The sequence below is a fragment of the Solidesulfovibrio alcoholivorans DSM 5433 genome, from assembly GCF_000702665.1.
Lineage (GTDB): Bacteria > Desulfobacterota > Desulfovibrionia > Desulfovibrionales > Desulfovibrionaceae > Solidesulfovibrio > Solidesulfovibrio alcoholivorans.
This window is the reverse complement of record NZ_JNJA01000026.1, coordinates 1-18,266: the sequence shown is the minus strand read 5'-3', so window position 1 is coordinate 18,266 and position 18,266 is coordinate 1. Positions and strand designations below refer to the sequence as shown.

The following is an 18,266-nucleotide window of genomic DNA, read 5'->3' as shown; positions in this document are numbered from 1 at the left end:
TATAGCTATTGTTAATATATCGGATAAACATATCCGCCAACTCCATTGTCGTTATTTTTGGTTGTTTTCAAATATTTCGCAATCGTAATGAAATCGGGAGAAGACTTTCCGCGGTGTAAGACATTCTGAATCGCATGATATATATCTTGTGTAAATCGGTCCGTCGCAGCATCATTAGGGTGGTCATCAAATGGAAATAATGTATCCACGCCATGGTCACTTCAGGTTCGCCGGGCGGTTGACCGAGGGGTGGCCATTTTTTATTTTCTCAGGATGTATATTTCTGTCATTATTCCCATTATTGCATCATCCATTGATTGCCATCGACGAACCTCAACATTTTTAAATTTTGTATTCCTAGTAATCAGTTGTGGAAGATCGTACCCATAGCGCCAAGTAACAAGAGATCCTTCAGAGTTTTGTGGATTTCCGTGATATTCAGGGTCGCCTATAACGCGCAATTCACCATCCTCGACAAAAGCGACTTGCTCACTATTTTGCTTTTCTGGGTACGTGGGAGCCGCAAAAATACAATGCCCGTTGACCTTTAATGTTCTCCATATTTCATTTAATGCTTTGAATGGATGGAACAAATGTTCCATAACGTCCAGATGAATTACAAGATCAAAAACAGCATCTTCGAACGTTTGATTCTCTAAATCTTCATTCTTCAGTCCATTGACAACCACTCCGAACTTACTATTTGGAAAATATCCAGACCCAGTGTAGTTGGAAGAATTATTTTTCAACCACATACTTATCCCTCTCCAGCAAGGCGAAGACTCATGTATAAAAAGCCTACGAACTATATCTTCTTTTGTATACAAGGAGAATATGACTTTTGCTAGCGCACGTTCTCTGACGAGACACACGTGTGGAGAAATAGAGCAATCATTACACTTTAGTTCGTCTCTGCACGAAAAATAATCATCATTACTAGAAAATTCCTTTTGCGCATCTGTTATTGGGCACGTCGCAACAAATTTAATCACCGGCTTTCTCCTTATCTGTTCCCTAAATTACTGAGAGTACTTAATATTTAACACTTTGTCCACAGTGATCGCCAGGGATCAGGCTTGAGTTAATTCTTGGGCTGGATTATTTTTAGTAAAGAAGTCAGACGAATGCCCCGGTACGCCGTGGCGGAGGCGACCGGCGTCCGGACAAAATCCCGACCCCTGCCGACGGCGGATCGGCCGCGATACGGCCGGGGGTCACGAAGCGCAGGGCCATCCGGGAGGCGTGGGCGTCTCCGCGGCCGGCCTGTCGTAGGAACATATGCGTCACCTTTTTGCGCCATGCCTGAGCCGTGCGGCAAGGCGTCGCCCCGCCCCGAACAGCCCACGGGGAAGCGTCGCGATTTTCGGTGCGCATGTGCGCCGGGACAACCGCAGCCGCCCGGGCGCGCGCTGAAGCGCCCACGCGATGGCCGCCCCCCTCGTCTCCCTCATCGTGCCTACCCGCAACCGGCGGGCGCGGCTGCGCCAGGCCGTGGCCAGCATCCTGGCCCAGACCTACCCCCGGCTGGAAGTGCTCGTGATAAACGACGGCGGACAGGATGTGACGCCGGTCCTGGACCGCTTCGGCGATCCGCGTGTACGCGTTTTGCATCTGTCGCGGCCCGGCGAGCGCTGTCGCGCCCGCAATCTCGGCCTGGAACTGGCCCACGGGGCGTATATCGGCTACCTGGACGATGACGATCGCCTGGATCCGGAACACGTCGCCGTCTGCGTCGCCGGCCTGGAAAAAGGCGCGGACGTCGTCTACACGGCGGCCCGCCGGGCCGTGGAGGAGCGCCGGGGCAACCGCTGGCGCGTGGCGCGCCGGGAAACGGCCTACGCCGAGCCCTTTGACGCCCGGCGGCTGCTCCTGGAAAACTACATCCCGATCCTTACCGTCATGCACCGGGCCAACTGCCTGGACAAGGTCGCACCCTTCGATCCCGACGTTCCCCGCACCGAGGACTGGGACTTCTGGATCCGCTTGTCCCGGGAATATCCCTTCGTCTTTTTGGATCGGGAAACCTGCGAATTCTCCTGGCGCGACGCCGGCACCAGCATGAGCGGCCGCCAGGAGCCCTTTGCCTGGGCCGCCCTCAACATGATCTACAAGTACGGGGAATACGTCGGGGGCGACACCGAGGTGGCGCGAAAGCACCATTCCGTGATCGTCGGCGGCTTGGCGATCCTTTGCCGGGCGCTGGACGCCTGGACTGGGCCTGCGTCACGTTGCGCCCGGGAAATTTTCGCCGTAGAGGACTTGGTGACGGTGATTCGCCGCACCCGATGGCTGTTATGGCGGTATCCCGGCTTTCGCCGGGGCTTCCACCATCTGCTGGCGAGGCTCGAACGGCTCTCCGGCGAGACGCAACTGGCGCAGGCCCGGCTGCTCGCCTGGCCCGAGCCCCAACCCCGGACCGAAGTCGGTGTGGAAGGCCCCTGATGCGCATACTGTTTTCCAACCCTCCCTGGTTCGCGCAAGAGGGAACGCGCTGGGGAGTGCGGGCCGGCTCGCGTTGGCCGTTCACCGGCCCGGCGGACATGACCTATCTGCCCTTTCCCTTCCTCATGGCCGGCGCGGCCGCTTTTCTCAGGTCCCAGGGACACGACGTCTGGCTGGCGGATTCCATCGCCACCCGGGAAAGCGATGCGTCCTGGCTGGCGCGCCTTCGCGAGGGGCGTTTCGATTACATCATCCTGGAAACGAGCACGCCGAGCATCGGTTCGGACCTGGAATACGCCAAAAAGGCCGCCGGCCACGGCAAAGTGGTCCTGTGCGGCCCCCACGCCACGGTCTTTGCCCGGGAGATCCTCGCGGCCCATCCCTCCGTCTTCGCCGTACTCCAGGGCGAGTACGAGCTTGGCGTGGCGCGTCTGTTGCGGGAAGGGAACCCAGGCATCTACCCCATGGAACTGGTGGAGAACCTGGACGCACTGCCCGATCCCCTGCGCGATTCCACGATCTATCGCTACAACGACCGCTTTCCCAACACGCCCGAGGGCCACTGCCTGCAAGTCATGGCCAGTCGGGGCTGCCCCTTTGGCTGCATCTTTTGCCTGTGGCCGCAAGTCATGTTCGGCGGGCGCAGGTTCCGGCCGCGTTCGGCCAGGAGGGTGCTGGAGGAAATCAAGGACTGCCTGCGGCGCTTCCCACGTTTCACCAGCCTTTATTTCGACGACGACACCTTCAACATCGGCAAGCCGCGCATCCTGGAGCTGTGCCACGGCCTGGGCCGCCTGGGACTGCCCTGGTCGGCCATGTGCCGGGCCGACACCAGCGACGCCGAGACTTGGCGGGCCATGCGTGAAAGCGGCTGCTACGCCGTGAAGCTCGGCCTGGAAAGCGGCAGCCAGGCCCTGGTGGACCGCTGCGGCAAGGGCCTGGACCTGGGCAAGGTGCGCGAAACCGTGGCCCTGCTCAAGTCCCTGGGCATCTTCGTCCATGTCACCTACACCTGGGGCCTTCCCGGAGAAACCCCGGAAACGATCGCGGAAACGCGGCGCTTCCACGAGGCCCTGGCCCCGGACAGCTGGCAGGAAAGCATGTGCACGCCTTTTCCGGGCACGGATTTCTACAAGTTGTACGCGGAAGTAAGCGGTCCGCCCCCGAAGGATTGGGCACGCTACGACGGCGCCAAGGCCCTGGAGTGCGATTCCTGCTCCCGGCTGTCCCGGGGCGCGAAATCCTGACGTTTCCTTTTTCAAACGCACCACGAGGCAAAGGGCGGTCAGCAACATGCGCATCTGTTCCGTGGTTACGGCCTGCATCCGCGAACGCGACAACCAGCTCGACCTCTACCACTGGTGGTCCACCCAGGGGCATGACGTCCTGGTGATCGGGCCGCGCCGCTCCGATCCCACCAAGGGCCTGCAAGAGGCCCCCCCTTCGGAAACCATGGGCCGGCTCCGCGTGGAGCGGGTGTTCGAGGACATCCCGGACATGTGGGGACCGCCGGAGCGGTCCTTTGCCAAGGCCCGCGAGGTCTTCGTCGATTTTCGGCCGGACGTGCTCTGGGTCTGGCACGAGGCCAATTTTCCCTTCTCCCACCAGCTGGCCCAGCAGTTCAGCCCGCCCGTGCCCATGGTGCTCTACCTGGAGATCCCGACCCAGAAGATCATGGATCTGGCCCGCATCTTCGGCGAAGTGCCCTTCACCCTGTCCGCCGTGCTCCTCGACAAGCTGCGCGAAGCGGAGATGACCCGGCCCGGCACCTGGTTCCTCAAAATGGAGATTCCCGTGGGCACGGCCGCGCCCCCGTTGCTTCCCCGCGAGAAGCGGCTCGACCGGGGCATCTTCTGCGGCAGCCTGGGCTATCCCTACAAGGGGCCCGACCAGTTCGAGGCGCTGATCCCCCGGCTTTTCGAGGAAACGCCCATGGAGCGGCTGCTCATGGTCTCGCCCGGCAACATCCGGGCCGTGGAGATCTATGAGAAATACCGCGACCGCTACCCCATCGACTTCGTGGAGAGCATGCCCCGCCAGCAGCTGCACGCGGAAATCGCCAGGAGCGCCTTCGGCTTCCATACGATGACCATCGAGTCCCCTGCCTCTTTCTGCGTGGAATGCATGGCCCTTCGCACGCCGTTTCTGGCGGCCGAGAGCGGGCTTGGCGGCGTCATCGAGGACGGGGTCACGGGGTTGCGCTCCGTGGACAGCCTCAACCGCGCCCTGGCCGACCCGGATTTTTACGCGGCCGTCCAACGCGGGGCCCATGACTACTATCTGCGCCACTTCTCCCTGGAAAGCGTGGGCTGGCGCACCCTGACCCTTTTTCAGGGCATCCTGGACGGCAACCCGGAGGCGGTCTGGGAACGCCTGCGCTACCGCCCGGGGCAAACGCTCCCTCTGCCCGCCGAAGTCCTCGGCTTGGAGTCCGCGCCATGACGCACCGCCACCGTTCGCAACCTCGTCCAGGGACGCGGCGCTAGCCATGGGCGCGCGGTTGGGTTTCCAGATTCCCGTCATCGCCACCCACGACGGGGCCGTTTGGGGCGACGAGGTGATGGCCATGGGGCTGGCCCGGGCCCTGGGCGACGCCGGCCCATTTGCCTCGGTCGAGGTCTACGACCCGGTGCTCGTCCACGATAACCTCGACGTGCTGGTCGACCTGTACCCTGTGCCGGTGGTCCGCCGCACGGGCGCGCCACGCCGGATATGGTGGGTCCAGGCCCGTGTCGACGAAAATTGGGCCCAGTGCCCGGATTTCTCCGCGGTCCTGGACTACTATCACGGCTTTTTCGCCGCCTCGCCGGTCCTGGCCCGAAAATTGGCGGACTGGGGCGCGCCGCCGGAGAGGATCGCGCTGTTGCCCATGTCTTGCGATACGAGGGCCTTCCGGCCCGTGGCGGCGCGCCCCGAGTTGGCCTGTCCCGTGGCTTTTTGCGGCAACGGCGGCATCCGCACGCGCCAGGACGTGTCGGAATACCTCTTCCCCCTGCGCGCCCATGGCCTGGCCATCTGGGGCTCGGACTGGGACGCCTTTCCCGAACTGGCTTCCCATGTGCGGGGCCCGCTGCATCCCGCCCTCGTCCCGGCCCTGTACGCCTCGGCCGGGGTGGTGGTTTCCGTGCATTCCCCCTGGCACCGGGCCAACGACGTCCCCACCAGCCGCCTGGCCGAGGCGCTGTCCTGCGGAGCGGCCCTTGTGTCCGACAGTCTGCCCTTCGCCCGGGAGCGCTACGGCGATGCCGTGGCCTTTTGCGACGACGGCGCGGCCATGGAGCGCACCGTGGCCGCGCTGCTGGCCGACGCCGGGGCGCGCGAACGGCTGGCCGGGCGCGGCCGGGAGCTTATGGAAACGCGTCTGGGCTTCCAGGTGATGACCCGGGACCTGCTCCCCGTGCTGTCGGGAGAGCAGGCCGCATGCCCCTAAGAATGGCACAGCCAAGGACCTCCATGACCGCACTCTTCGACATTCTGAATTCCACGGCGCTGGTACTCCCGGAGGAGCGTCTGGCCCTGCACGCGGCGGCGGCCGCCGTACCCGCCGGTGGCATCATCGTGGAGGTTGGCACCTACAACGGCATGTCCGCGCTTCTCATGCGCCGGGCAGCCCCCCCCACCTGCCGTGTCCACGCCGTGGACCCCTTCCCACAGCCTGGCGCGGTCCAACGTTTGTCCGATCACGGCGTCACGCTTTTTCAAGGGACCTCGCGCCAGTTCGCCGCACAGTTCCAAGAGGGCATCGACCTGCTCTTGATCGACGGCGACCACAGCTTCCACTGGGTCCGCGAGGACTTCATGGCCCTGGCCCCCCTACTGCGGCCGGGCGCGGTGGTGGCCTTTCACGACGCCGGGGTTCTGCCCTTCTGGGGAATCCGGCTCTTGGTGGACGTCCTGGAGCTCCAAGGCACCATGACGCGGCCGGCCGTCTACATCGGCCAGCTCGCCCTGGGGCGATTCGATCCCGCCGCCGGCCTGCCGACGGTGGACGTCTACGTGCGGGTGGCCCGGGACCATCTGGCCGTACCCACGGATTTTGGCCTATGGAAAACGCCGGCCGACCATGTGTTCGAGGAATACGAGTATACCGCCCTGTCCCTGCCGCACCGCCTGAAGGACGTGCGCTTCATCGGCCGGGGCTTGCGTGGCTGGCTGATCAAGACCCTCCTCGACCTACCCGGCGAGATGTTCATCGACAGTGGCCAAGCCCGCGATCCGGCCATGAACTATCTTGTGGTCAGCGCCTATTGGACGGAGATCTACCGCTGCCTCACTCAGGAGAGGGGCATTCCTGGCCACCAGTTGCGGGCGGTGACGGAATTCACCGTCTCGCGTCTGCTCTACGCGGATATTTCTGGCGACAGGCAGGGGATGTGTCGGCTGGCGCGCGACGCTTTCCAGCGAGAGTTCCTCCAGGCCCTTTTCGCGAAGATGCCAGGCCACGAACTGCTCGCCCTGCACCACAGCGGCATGCTTGTCTCGTTTTTCTCTGGTTTGTTCCGCGGTTTCTCGTATGACTTCGGAGGACAGGCCCTTTCCCCGCCCGACACGCCAGGAGGATGAATACCTCCCCGGCGGGGTTCCGTTCCGGCCATCCTCCGGCCGAACAGCCTGCCATGGCTTGTAAATTGCATAGAAACATATCCTCAAGCGTCCAGGAGGCTCCTGATGAAACCCCTTGAACTCCCTGAAATCGGCCTGGACATGTGGGAATGGATCATGGCGTGGCACAAGATCGGAACCCCCGTGCCGCCGCCGCCCATCATCAAAGCCTTGACGATCGTCCTCTACGCCAAGTCCCTGGGCACCCCGGAGCTGGTCGAAACGGGCACTTTCCTGGGGCACACCCTTTTTTTCCTGAAAGACCACTTCGAACGGCTCCAGTCCATCGAGCTCGACCCGCAGCTGCATCAGGCGGCCTGCAAAAAATTCCAACCTTACGCCCACGTCCGCCTCTGGCAGGGCGATTCCACCGTGGTGTTGCCGGAAATATTGGCCACCCTCACCCGCCCGGCCCTTTTTTGGCTGGACGGGCATTATTCCGGTGAAGGCACCGCCCGGGGCGACCGGGATACCCCCGTCCAGCAGGAACTCGAGGCCGTGCTGGCCCATCCCGTGCCGGGCCATGTCATCCTCGTGGACGACGCCCGCGACTTCGGCACGGGCGACTATCCCCGCGTGGACGACATCCGGGCCATGGTGGCCGCGCGCCGGCCCGAATGGTCGTTCACCCTGCGAAACGACATCATGCGCATCCACGCCCCGGCCGCCATCCCCCCCGGCCAACTCAGCCTCGTGGAGCCTCTGTAACCGACATGCGAACAACGCCTCCCCCAAGAACGACCCCGCCCGAGCTGCTTGACGCCTCTGCCATGCAGGGCCAGGCCGGCGGCGGCGACTGGTATTGCAACGAAGTCATCGCGGGAGGCCATTGTTGTCCGGCTAAGCTGCCAAGTCTAACAGGCTAAGGTAACAAGGATTTTCTGTTTTTGGTCTTCGTGGATTCAGGAGTTATTCCAAAGAACGGGTTCCGAACAGGTTGAGAATGATGCGCTAAAATATCTGCTGCACGGACATGCCGATATTGCTCATGAACTTCTGGTAGGCCAGCAGCAGGGATACGGTCAGGACTGTGTAAATCTGGATGAGGACGGCGTTTTCCGTGTTGCCGACAAAGCACTTGATGCGCAGGTTCTGCTTGATTTCACGGAAGAATATTTCGATGCGCCAGCGCTCCTTGTAGATGTCGGCGATGGTTCGGGCGGACAGGCGGAAGTGGTTGGTCAGGAACTCGTAACGGTTGCCCGTTTCTGCGTCACGATAGCCAACACGACGCAGGCGTAAGGGATTGCCCCGGCTGGTCACTTCGAGGATGTGGTCGGAGGTGACTCCGGTCTTGCGGTTTACAGGACGCCGTTCGATCAGTTTGTAGACGGCGTTGTGCTTGAGACGCGTGACGAAAAAGATGCTTTTTTCGCCCAAAAGTCGGAACCAGGCGTAGTTGATATAGCCTCTGTCGAAGGTCACGATGGAGCCTTTGGGCAGGAAGAGGCTTTGAGCCATGCGACTTTCGTGGTTTTTGGCTTTGCTTATGTCCGCAAAGACCGGGATGTGACCGTCGTGGTCGAGCACGGTGTTCATCTTGACCCCGTTCTTGCTTTTTCGAAACGTCGCCCACGGGAAAAGAGACAGACAGAGGCTGATGACGGTCGCGTCCATGCTGTAGAGCTTGCACTTGAAGCGGAACCTGTGCTTTGGCGCTTTTTGCGCGCACAGGCCGTACATTTCGGCAAAAGGTCTTTGCAGAAACCCACGGGGCGAGAGTTGTTGGCGTCGGCGAAGGTGGAACGGGAAACTGGCTTCAGGCCCAAGTGATACAGCCTGTTTTTGACAGCGGACAAGGCGCGCAGACCGTCACGCATGGAGCGTCGCGCCGCAAGCTGGATGAAGGCCATGACGGTGCACTGCTCCTTGAACCCAAACTTGCGGGAGGAACGGCCTGTCTTGTGCCGGGCTTCCTGCTTCTGAAAAACATGTCTGGGGACCGGGGATAGCGCTTGGGAGAGAAGGGGTTATGGTGACGCATGTTCGAAAGCTCCTTGGAATGCAGTGGCTTGAACAAAAGATCATTCGCATTTCCCAGGGAGATTTTGAACATTTTTACGGCCCCTTAGCCGGACAGCAATGAATCAATATGATGCACTACGATCTATGATAGAGGTAGACATAGATTGAAAGTCGGAATTCTAGGAACGTCAAACTCCCTTTCCCCAAAGGGTTGGGCTCCAGTCTTGCGGGCAATATTAGCGCCCACACATCAAGTCTTCAATTATTCTGCGGGCTCTAACTGCTCCGCCTATGGTTTGTATGCGTTGAGCCACTTTCACTTATTAAGCCGAATGGACTATTTAATTTTAGACTTCACTATAAACGATAAAGACCTCTATGACCGCAATATTCTCACGTTTGAAGAAATTGAATCCTACTACTATCACCTTATAGAACAAGTAAGTCAATCAAATGTAACGGCTTTGGCCTTAATTTTGTTTTGGAAAAGCGAGTTGGATGGTAACAACTCTCCAATCAGGGATATGCACCTAGACATTTGCAATCACTTTGGTGTTCCATCAATAGACATGCTTAGAGTGCTTAAAAATTTGATTCCAGATTATGACAAAGAAACAATGTTTTCGGATGAAGCACACCTTATACCTTCCTTTTCGAAGCATATTGCTTTTGCAGTTAAAGACTGCATAAACAAATTGCAAAAGAAAAAAAGTGTTCAACAGCAAAAAAATGGCATACATCATCCGTACCAAGGAGTTCACCTGTCCAAAATTGATGGGATAAAAAACGTTGTTAAAAAGGGAACATCATTCATTTCTTACGATTGTATACATATCCCAAAAGATGGGATCAGTATCAATATTGGAGAACCTTGTGAAATAGACTCTATTTTTTTCATGTCATCGAAACATAACGGATATATAACTATTGAATCAGAAGAAGCCTCTGTGACAAAGACCATCGCCTTAGATGCAGGTCGAGGTTTTTTTCTTAGATCTTTGCGTCCTAGATGTAGCACCAAAGGGATGATAAATATTTATCCAACTAAACGTGAAGGCGCCATTGTATCCCATAAAGACCGGCTTGAGCTGCCCCCCCCCCGCCAGGCTTTTTATCCAGCTGATATTGTTGGCCTGTTGATATATAAAGGCACAAGCAAACGTATCAGATACAAAACGAAAACCAGTCCCAGCGAAAATGGTTTTGCTGCATATAAATTATCCCTAAATATGTTTCATGTCGCGATAAATAAAGGCATTGACAATATAGACCTCCATGAGATTCTTTATATCTGTTCAACGGAAACAAAAAATATTAATTTTGGCATTGCTTGTATTGAAAAGGCAATTCAGGAATGCACCAATCCTTACTATTATATGCAGTACTCCAAGCTACTCATCCTTAATGGTGATATACAAAAAGCAAGAATGGCTTTGGAAATAGCAATTCAAATAGACCCGTCCATCTCAGAACTTCACACTCAGCTTAGTGACGTATATAACGATATTGGAGATAATCGTTCTGCAATACAATATATTCAAAATGCTATACGCATTGATGGAGACAATTACCTGTATTACCAGAGGCTTGGCAACTTGTTATTGATAAATGAGGAAGTCAAAGAGGCAAAGTCATCATACGAACGGTCTATTATGATTAATGAGACAAAGGCAGAGTCACATATGGGCCTTAGTCGTGTGTACGACAAACTGGGCAAAACAGATCTAGCCATAAAGAGTGTTCAAAATGCGATAGCAATTAACGAACAGAACGTGACATTCTATCAGCATCTTGCAACGTTACTAAAAAAGAATGGAAGATTTGAGGAGGCAATCACAATTTTGCAGAGGATAATTTTGCTAACCTCCTAAAATTTCATTGTTGTCCGGCTAAGCTGTCAAGTCTAACAGGCTAAGGTAACAGGTATTCTCTATTTTTAGAATTCGTGGATTCAGGAGTTCTTCCAAGGAGTGGGTTCCAAGCAGGTGAAGCGTGATGAGCTGAAATATCTGCTGTACGGACTGGCCTGCCCCCGGTTTTTGATCCAAGCTTATGTTAGTCTGGCCTGATTTTGAGGTGGTTGTTCAGGCACGTCATCGGCTTTCCGACTGCGGACAATGCACGCATGAAGCGCCGCGCCGTAAGCTGGATGCAGGCCATGACGGTAAGCTGCTCCTTGAACCCAAACTTGCGGGAGGAACGGCCTGTCTTGTGCCGGGCTTCCAGCTTCTGCAAAAAATGTCTGGGGACCAGGGATAGCGCTTGAGAGAGAAGGGTGTTATGGTGGCTGATGTCCGAAATATCCTTGGAACGCAGCGGGTTGGGCAGAAGATCACGAACATTTTCTGAGGGGATTTTGAACATTTTTACGGCCCTTAGCCGGACAGCAATGGCGGAAGGCGCATCCCGGCGCTTCACCGCCGCACCGTTCACGTCCTGCCTGGATCAGGCCGCCAGGGGGGAAAACGCGTATTACGGCGAAACAGACGCGTGGTTGCGGCAGGCCCTGCAAGCCTATCCTGTTGCGGGACACGAAGTGCTTGTCTTCGGTTCCGTGCAGCCATGGTATGAGGCCATGGCCCTGACGCATGGGGCGGCAAGCGTGGCGGTGTTGGACTACCAGCCCTGTCTGGTGGACCATCCCCAGGTCCATTGGCTGGGCTATCCCGAATTGGAGCGCCAACCGCGGACGTGGCAGGCCGCGTTGTCCATTTCCTCCTTCGAGCATGACGGCCTTGGCCGTTACGGCGATCCCCTGGACCCGGACGGCGATCTCAAGGCCATGGCCAGGGCCGCGACGCTGCTCGCGCCCGGGGGGCTTTTGTATTTGTCCGTACCCGTGGGCCGCGACACGGTCATGTGGAACGCCCACCGTATTTACGGCCGTGTCCGCTTGCCACGCCTGCTGGCCCCGTTTTCGTTCGTGGCGGCATTCGGTTTCGATGCGGCCCGGCAGGACGTCGTGCACCCCTCCGTCTACCAGCCGGTCTTCGTCCTGCGCAGGGAAGCGCAGTCGTGAACACGCTTCCATTCGCCCCGTACGCGGCGCTGCACGCCGCCATGCGAAAGGGCGATCTGCCGCCGCGCTATCTGCTCTTCCACGTCCAGGACGGCGTTGGCGGCTATGCGGACCGCCTCAAGGGGTTGGCCAACGCGCTGCTTCTGGCCATGCTGCTCGATCGCGCCCTGCTCGTGCATTGGCCCGTTCCCGGCGCGTTGCCCCGGGCGCTGCCCCCGGCCGGCATCGACTGGCGTCCGGAGGGCGCGGCCGGGCTGGACCGCCTGCTCCCCTGGGACGCGACCCTGGCCTGGGACCGGGTCATGCAGGCTGGGCCTGTCCCCTTTGTCAACGCCATCGACAGCGAGCGCCTCGACGACCTGCTCCCGACCCTGCGGACGGAAGATATCGAGGCCCGCTGGTTCCACGGCCAACCGCTCGTGGCGCTGGCCAGCAATGTGTTTTTTTACGAGGCGCTGCTGGCCAACCCCCGCCTGGCGGAGAAAGCACGCGCCCTCGGTCTCCGCACGGAGCGCTTCCTCTCCCGCCATTTCGGCGAGTTCTTCCGCCTTTGCTTCGGCGAGCCCCTTGCGGCGGCGACGGCCGGGACGCCAAGCCCCGTGGCCGCCCATGCCGCGCCGTTCGTGGCGGCGTTCCGGGATGCGGCAACACAAGGCCGGCGGGTCCTTGGCATCCAGATCCGCACCGGCGGCGACGGCGCCTGGGATGACCCCTGCTTTCTTCCCCCGGGGGAGGCCGAGGTGTTTTTCCGCCAGGCGTTGACGCTGGAAGCGCCTGGAGAACCGCCGGCGCGCTGGTTTCTGGAAACGGATTCCGAGCGGCTCAAGACCGAGGCGCGCCAGCGTTTCGGCCAACGCATCCTGACGACGGACTGGCCGGTGAGCCATATCGACCGCAGCGCCGACCGCGGGTCGCTCGACATGGAACGCGTCATCGCCAAGCACCTGCTGCTGGCGGCCTGCGACGCATTGCTCGTGGGGGCCGGCGGCTTCGGGCGCACGGCGGCCTGGCTCGGCGGGATTGCCTGGCGCGGCTTCCCCGATTTCGCGCCACAGCGAGGCGAGTAGACATGGTCCGCATCGTTTTTCTGCGCTATGGCCCCGACCACCATGCCACGGCCATGGCCTGTCTTCGGGAGCGGGTGCTCGATCCGGTTTTCCACGGCGCGCCCCTCGACGCGGTGGTCGTGGACAACGCCTTGCCGCCGGAGCAAGTCTCGTGCACGGGCGAAGGCTTTGTCCTCATCGGCGGCGACAACCGGCAGCGCGAGTTCAGCGGCTGGGAAAAAGGCCTCGCCTGGCTGGCGCACCGGGATTTCGCGCCGGACGACGCCGTGATTCTGGTCAACGACACCTTCCACCGCAACTACGATGTGGGCTACCTGGAACGCTTCGGGCAGGAACCCGTGCCGCAATGGCTCGCGGCAGGCGGCCTCGTCGGCCACGTAGACCTCTACCCGCGCGAAATCGCCCTGTTTGGCCTTGCCATGCGCTTTTGGCTGCGCTCGAGCTTCGTGCTCGCGCGCTGGGCAACATTGTCGCGGCTTTTGCCCTTGGCCGTGGACTGCGGCGAAGCCTTGGAGCCCGAGGCCGCGGCCGGAGCGATCTTCCACCCGGACCGCGAAAAGTTCTTCAATCCCGACGGCCCGCTTTCCCCGCGCTACCAGGAGTACCTCAAAAGCTTCCTGCTTGGCGGCGGCGGCGAATACGAGGCCCGCTGGCACAGTCGGGAAAACGGGCCCGGAGAGGATGCGGCGGCGTGGCGCCGGCTTCGGGAAAAAGCCGCCTGCATCGTGCGCGAGCACCTGCTTTCCGCCCGTGCGCGGGCGTTGGGCATCCCCTTGTGCGATGTCTCGGGCAAGCTGGCCCAGCGCGTGGCGGCCATGGACGCCATGGCCGGGCGGCATGCCGCAGGAGAAACGCATGCAGCCCTCTGACGTGGACGTCAAAGCCGTCGCCCTGTACCTGCCGCAGTTCCACCGCACCCCGGAAAATGACGCCTTCTGGGGGGCCGGCTTCACGGAATGGACCAATGTGGTGCGGGCCAAGCCCCGCTGGCCGGACCATTACCAGCCGCATCTTCCCGGCGAACTGGGCTTTTACGACCTGCGGGTGTCGGAAACGCGCCAGGAACAGGCCGACCTGGCCCGGGAGCACGGCATTTACGGCTTTGCCTACTACCATTACTGGTTCAACGGCCGGCGCCTGTTATGGCGGCCCTTCGACGATGTCCTGCGCTCGGGCGAACCCGATTTCCCCTTTTGTCTCGTGTGGGCCAACGAGAACTGGACCCGGCGCTGGGACGGCCATGAAAAGGACATCCTTCTGGCGCAGACCTACAGCCCCGCGGACGACCTGGCCCATATCCTCCACCTGCTCCCCGCCCTGGCCGATCCCCGCTGCATCCGCGTCCAGGGACGTCCCTTGTTCGTCGTCTACCGCGCCGACCACCTGCCCGATCCCGCACGGTCCGCGGACATCTGGCGGCAGGAGGCCCTGCGCCAGGGCGTCGGCGAAATCTACCTCGCCTTTGTGGAGAGCTTCACGGCCGGCCAGGATCCCGCGGCCGTCGGCTTCGACGCGGCCATTGAATTCGCCCCGGACTGGCGGCTGCTTCCCCTGGCCCGGCAGGCGGTCGCGCCGCCGCTCGCATGTGCCTCCCCTGGCGACGACCTGATGGATTACGCCAGCATGGCCGCGGGCATGCTGGCCAAGCCCTGGCCCTCGTACCGCTGGTTCCGCGGCGTCTTTCCCACCTGGGACAACAGCCCCCGCCGGGTGAACGGGGCGACCATCTTCCTGGACGCCACGCCCGAACGCTACGAAGCGTGGCTGGCCCAGGCGGCGCGCCAGACGCTCGCGCGCAATCCCGTGGGCGAACGGCTGCTTTTCCTCATGGCCTGGAACGAATGGGGAGAAGGGAACCATCTGGAGCCCGACGCCCGCCATGGCCGCGCCTGGCTCGAGGCCACACGTCGGGCGCTTACGGCGGCAAGCGGACCTTTCACCCCGACGTCCGCCTCTCCGTAATCCGTCCACGCCCTCATGTCCTACAGCAATGGCGGGGTGCCAAAGGACCAGAAAAATTTTGCCGAACGATCGATATAATTTTTCGAGAGGAGAAGCGACAGCATGTTGTGTACGAAGTCAACCATCAATCAAGAGGCTGACTCTACATGCAGACTTGTCTTTGACCATATTGAAAAATGCACAGGAACATCCATCGGGATATACCTAGAAAAAATTTTTCCAACCAGAAATACCTAAATCACCTCCCATGGATGATGTCCTCCGAAACCATACGAAACGTACAAGCTCTTGTCGGTCTAAAAGTTTGGGGCATCCACGATGTTTTTCCAGAATATGATTTCGCATATTTAACATGCGTACGCTCTCCAGAAAACATCGCTGTATCATTATGCAAATTTCGTATTGCGAAAAGAGGTATCGCTTGTACTCTTGAAGAGTTTATCACCCAAGAATATCCAACGAACTATTTGATTAGCCATCTTGAAAACGGTTCGTATACAAAATCATTGGAGAAAATAGAGCAGTATGTTTCTGTCTGTTTTGTTGAAACACTTGGGAAGGATGCCTTCAAGACTCGGACGAAAGAGGCGGAAGGCCGCATCTCTTTGCCGGCGAGGCTTCCAAGGCGTTGTCGCCAGTGATGATGATGTGCCCAACCCGAAGGGCGGACAGAAGAAACAGGCTTTTATAGACAGAAGTGATTTGTCTGCGGAGGTATCGCATCGCCTTGTTCGGACAGACCTCTGTTTCACAGGGTGATTGCTGCGGCCAGCGGATTCATGACGCTTGCCGATAGCGTTGGTTCTTCACTTGAAAATATTTATCTCATAGAACACACATGTATATTATCCAACGCATACGTTTCCCTTGGAAATCTTCCGTGGCGGCTTTGTGCTTCGCCCACGAGTCTACGGCGCTCTTTGATGCGTCAGGTCCGCATCCCGTGTACCGGTTTCAATCCGGACAACACTTATCCTCATCCAGTTACACCAACAGCTACTACGAATTTCCCCAGCGCCGCTACGGACTCTCCCGCCAACAGGCTTTCCGGCTGTCGTTGGAAGGGGATTTCGAGGTCACCGTCTGGGAAGCGGCCTTCAACACGCCGCCCCGGATCGTATGGCAGGAGACGGTTGCCGGCTGTCGGCCCGATCGGCCCGTGACGTCGACGATCCCCCCGGTCGCGCAGGACGCGCCGCCTAAACGCTTTTTCTTCCGGTTGCGCGCCCTGTCCGCGGGGACCTTTTTCGGCGGCGACGTGGCCACGGAGCACAAGCCGTTGCCCGTGCGTTTGGCGGTGGTGCTGTGCACTTTCCGCCGTGAGGAGTACCTGCGCGCCATCGTTACCGGATTGCTCGCCGACCCTGATTTAACCGAGGGCCTGTCCGCCGTCGTCGTGGTCGACAACGGCCGCACTTTGGAAGCCGGGGAATTCACCGATCCGCGCGTGACGCTCATCCCCAACCGTAACTGCGGGGGCGCCGGCGGCTTCAGCCGAGGGATGGCCGAGGTGTTGCGACGGGACCTGGGCAGTCACATCCTGCTTATGGACGACGACATCGCCTGCGACAGCGAAGCGGTGCTGCGCACCATCGCCTTCTACCGCCATGTGGAACAGCCCGTGGCCGTGGCCGGGGCCATGCTGGACATGCAAAAGCCCCACCTCCATTTCGAGGCAGGCGCGCTCTACGGCCGGGCCGCCGACAGCCCGGGGGAAAATCCCCTCAAGATTTACGGCCTGGGACGAGGGTTGAACCTGGAGCACGAAGAGGCGCTCAACGCCTTGCTGCTGGAGGAGCGAGCGGACTACGGGGCCTTCTGGTACTTCGCTTTTCCGGCCCGGTACGCCGCCCAGGGAGGGCTGCTGCTGCCGTTCTTCGTCATCGGCGACGACATCGAATTCGGCCTGCGTCTGACACGGCGCTTGGGGGTGGAGGTGGCGCCGCTGCCCGGCGTCGGGGTGTGGCACCAGCCATTTTACAGCAAGATCAGTCCGATCAAACGCTACTTTTTCGTGCGCAACCTGCTGGTCATCGATGCGTTGTACAACCGATCGAGCTACTGGAGGATCGTGCGCGCCCTTGCGGCGGATTTCGAGAGCGACCTGTGCAAGTTCAATTACGGCATGGTGCTCATGTTGGTGCGCGCGTTCGAGGATTTCCTGCAGGGGCCGGCCCTGTTCACCGCTGTCGATCCCCTCTTCCTCATGGCGGGCATCACGGACGAGGCGAAGGATCTGGATGCCAACGTGCTTCCCTTCCTGCCCCAGGAAACCTGGGGCTTCGAGCAGCCGCCTCGGGAAAGCTGGCTGCGCACGGTGGTCCGTCGCCTGACCCTGGGGGGACATTTGCTGCCCCGCCGGCTGCTGCGGGGCGCGCCCATGCAGGTGCTGCTCGGCGGCGTGGGCCAGTGGCGCAAAAATTTCCTGTGCCGCACGGCGCTTTTTCTGCACCGTGAGGGCGGATTCGCCAATGCCCGCGACATCGCGCCCGCCCGGGGACGCCGCCTGGCCTGGCGTCTGCTCCGGGCCTTTTGGCAGGGGCGCCGGGAATGGGCCGCCGCCCGGGATGCTTGGCGCAGGCAGGCCCCGGAGCTTTCCGGCAGTGCGTTCTGGGCGACATACTGTGGGTCATCTCAGGAAAACAAAAAATAAGGTAACCGCTCACAGCGGTTTGGACAATTTTGAGTTAATACAAATAGTTGGTACATAGGGATCGCAGTGCCCGTTCGACCGTGCCTTACCACCGAAGTGGTCATGAACACCCCGTGGCCGATGCAGGGGTACGTTCACTTGCTTTGGCTCGGCCTGGTCAGTATCTTTTTTCCTGGTCATGTGGGTCCTCTCCATGTGACCTTCCGGCTACGGGCCCCTCTGGGGTCGTCTCAGAAAACGGAAAAAATCGTACGCTAAGCCGGTTGCAACGGTCGTAGCGGCCTGAATTTGCCGGCGCCGATCTTGGCGCTGCTGCGCCAGAGGTAGTCGCCGGTCAGGTTGATGTGCTCCCAGCCTAGCGGCGACAGGCACTGCAACAGCACGTCATCCACGGTCTGACCGTGACCGCGCAAGGCGTGGGTGGCCCGCTCCAGATAGACCGTATTCCACAGCACGATGGCCGCCGTCACCAAGTTGAGGCCGCTGGCCCGGTAGCGCTGCTGCTCGAAACTGCGGTCACGGATTTCGCCCAGACGGTTGAAGAAGACCGCCCTGG

16 protein-coding genes and 1 pseudogene are annotated in these 18,266 nt (G+C 59.8%); 12 read left to right on the top strand and 5 right to left on the bottom strand.

All coding sequences use genetic code 11. The features are described from left to right. Nucleotides 1-260: 260 nt before the first annotated feature. Entirely contained in the window at nucleotides 261-755 is a 495-nt protein-coding gene (locus Q368_RS25065) for a methyltransferase domain-containing protein (protein WP_084158939.1), read from the bottom strand. Nucleotides 756-1,425: 670 nt separating this feature from the next. Between Q368_RS25065 and Q368_RS0121650 the strand changes: the two genes are divergently transcribed. The 6 genes from Q368_RS0121650 (at nucleotide 1,426) to Q368_RS0121625 (ending at nucleotide 7,752) form a co-directional block, all read left to right on the top strand. Further along, nucleotides 1,426-2,442 carry a glycosyltransferase family 2 protein gene (locus tag Q368_RS0121650; RefSeq protein WP_029461120.1) on the top strand — a complete coding sequence of 339 codons (1,017 nt, stop codon included), beginning with the start codon at nucleotides 1,426-1,428 and terminating at the stop codon, nucleotides 2,440-2,442. After that, nucleotides 2,442-3,689 (top strand): B12-binding domain-containing radical SAM protein, encoded by a 1,248-nt coding sequence (locus Q368_RS0121645; protein ID WP_052360330.1) that lies wholly within the window; start codon nucleotides 2,442-2,444, stop codon nucleotides 3,687-3,689. The genes Q368_RS0121650 and Q368_RS0121645 overlap by 1 nt, the downstream gene beginning before the upstream one ends. Nucleotides 3,690-3,735: 46 nt before the next feature. Beyond that, a complete protein-coding gene (locus tag Q368_RS0121640; RefSeq protein ID WP_029461118.1) occupies nucleotides 3,736-4,884 on the top strand; it encodes a glycosyltransferase family protein in 1,149 nt (382 codons plus the stop codon). Between the two features lie 46 nt (nucleotides 4,885-4,930). Next, a complete protein-coding gene (locus tag Q368_RS0121635; RefSeq protein WP_029461117.1) occupies nucleotides 4,931-5,872 on the top strand; it encodes a glycosyltransferase family protein in 942 nt (313 codons plus the stop codon). 23 nt (nucleotides 5,873-5,895) lie between these two features. Then, complete coding sequence (locus Q368_RS0121630) at nucleotides 5,896-7,005, top strand: class I SAM-dependent methyltransferase (RefSeq protein ID WP_029461116.1); 1,110 nt, start codon at nucleotides 5,896-5,898, stop codon at nucleotides 7,003-7,005. A gap of 105 nt (nucleotides 7,006-7,110) precedes the next feature. Beyond that, nucleotides 7,111-7,752, top strand: a complete 642-nt coding sequence (locus Q368_RS0121625) for a class I SAM-dependent methyltransferase (protein ID WP_052360329.1) — start codon at nucleotides 7,111-7,113, stop codon at nucleotides 7,750-7,752. Between the two features lie 243 nt (nucleotides 7,753-7,995). Here Q368_RS0121625 and Q368_RS25060 read toward each other — a convergent pair whose 3' ends face one another. Together Q368_RS25060 and Q368_RS27170 are read right to left on the bottom strand one after the other, a co-directional pair. After that, nucleotides 7,996-8,727 (bottom strand): IS4 family transposase, encoded by a 732-nt coding sequence (locus tag Q368_RS25060; RefSeq protein ID WP_245611436.1) that lies wholly within the window; start codon nucleotides 8,725-8,727, stop codon nucleotides 7,996-7,998. Nucleotides 8,728-8,861: 134 nt separating this feature from the next. Continuing rightward, nucleotides 8,862-8,951 (bottom strand): annotated as a pseudogene (locus Q368_RS27170) (hypothetical protein); the annotation flags it as partial. A gap of 222 nt (nucleotides 8,952-9,173) precedes the next feature. On the opposite strand from Q368_RS27170, the gene Q368_RS26010 reads away from it, so the two are divergent. Next, nucleotides 9,174-10,880, top strand: coding sequence for a tetratricopeptide repeat protein (locus Q368_RS26010; RefSeq protein WP_156955818.1), 1,707 nt, complete (start codon nucleotides 9,174-9,176; stop codon nucleotides 10,878-10,880). A gap of 184 nt (nucleotides 10,881-11,064) precedes the next feature. Here Q368_RS26010 and Q368_RS27165 read toward each other — a convergent pair whose 3' ends face one another. Beyond that, entirely contained in the window at nucleotides 11,065-11,373 is a 309-nt protein-coding gene (locus tag Q368_RS27165) for a DUF4372 domain-containing protein (protein ID WP_029461114.1), read from the bottom strand. A 25-nt stretch (nucleotides 11,374-11,398) separates the two neighbouring features. On the opposite strand from Q368_RS27165, the gene Q368_RS24160 reads away from it, so the two are divergent. From Q368_RS24160 to Q368_RS0121590, 5 genes are all read left to right on the top strand, one after another. Further along, nucleotides 11,399-12,028 carry a DUF268 domain-containing protein gene (locus tag Q368_RS24160; RefSeq protein ID WP_052360328.1) on the top strand — a complete coding sequence of 210 codons (630 nt, stop codon included), beginning with the start codon at nucleotides 11,399-11,401 and terminating at the stop codon, nucleotides 12,026-12,028. After that, nucleotides 12,025-13,095, top strand: a complete 1,071-nt coding sequence (locus Q368_RS0121605; RefSeq protein ID WP_029461112.1) for an O-fucosyltransferase family protein — start codon at nucleotides 12,025-12,027, stop codon at nucleotides 13,093-13,095. The genes Q368_RS24160 and Q368_RS0121605 overlap by 4 nt, the downstream gene beginning before the upstream one ends. A gap of 2 nt (nucleotides 13,096-13,097) precedes the next feature. Next, nucleotides 13,098-13,964: a hypothetical protein gene (locus tag Q368_RS0121600; protein WP_029461111.1), complete on the top strand. Its 867-nt coding sequence runs from the start codon at nucleotides 13,098-13,100 to the stop codon at nucleotides 13,962-13,964. Continuing rightward, nucleotides 13,951-15,057: a glycoside hydrolase family 99-like domain-containing protein gene (locus tag Q368_RS0121595; protein ID WP_029461110.1), complete on the top strand. Its 1,107-nt coding sequence runs from the start codon at nucleotides 13,951-13,953 to the stop codon at nucleotides 15,055-15,057. The genes Q368_RS0121600 and Q368_RS0121595 overlap by 14 nt, the downstream gene beginning before the upstream one ends. A gap of 1,159 nt (nucleotides 15,058-16,216) precedes the next feature. Beyond that, nucleotides 16,217-17,710, top strand: coding sequence for a glycosyltransferase (locus Q368_RS0121590; protein ID WP_162179669.1), 1,494 nt, complete (start codon nucleotides 16,217-16,219; stop codon nucleotides 17,708-17,710). Between the two features lie 254 nt (nucleotides 17,711-17,964). Here Q368_RS0121590 and Q368_RS23500 read toward each other — a convergent pair. Then, nucleotides 17,965-18,266 (bottom strand): Tn3 family transposase (locus Q368_RS23500; RefSeq protein ID WP_043786635.1); only part of this gene is annotated, 302 nt, incomplete at its 5' end.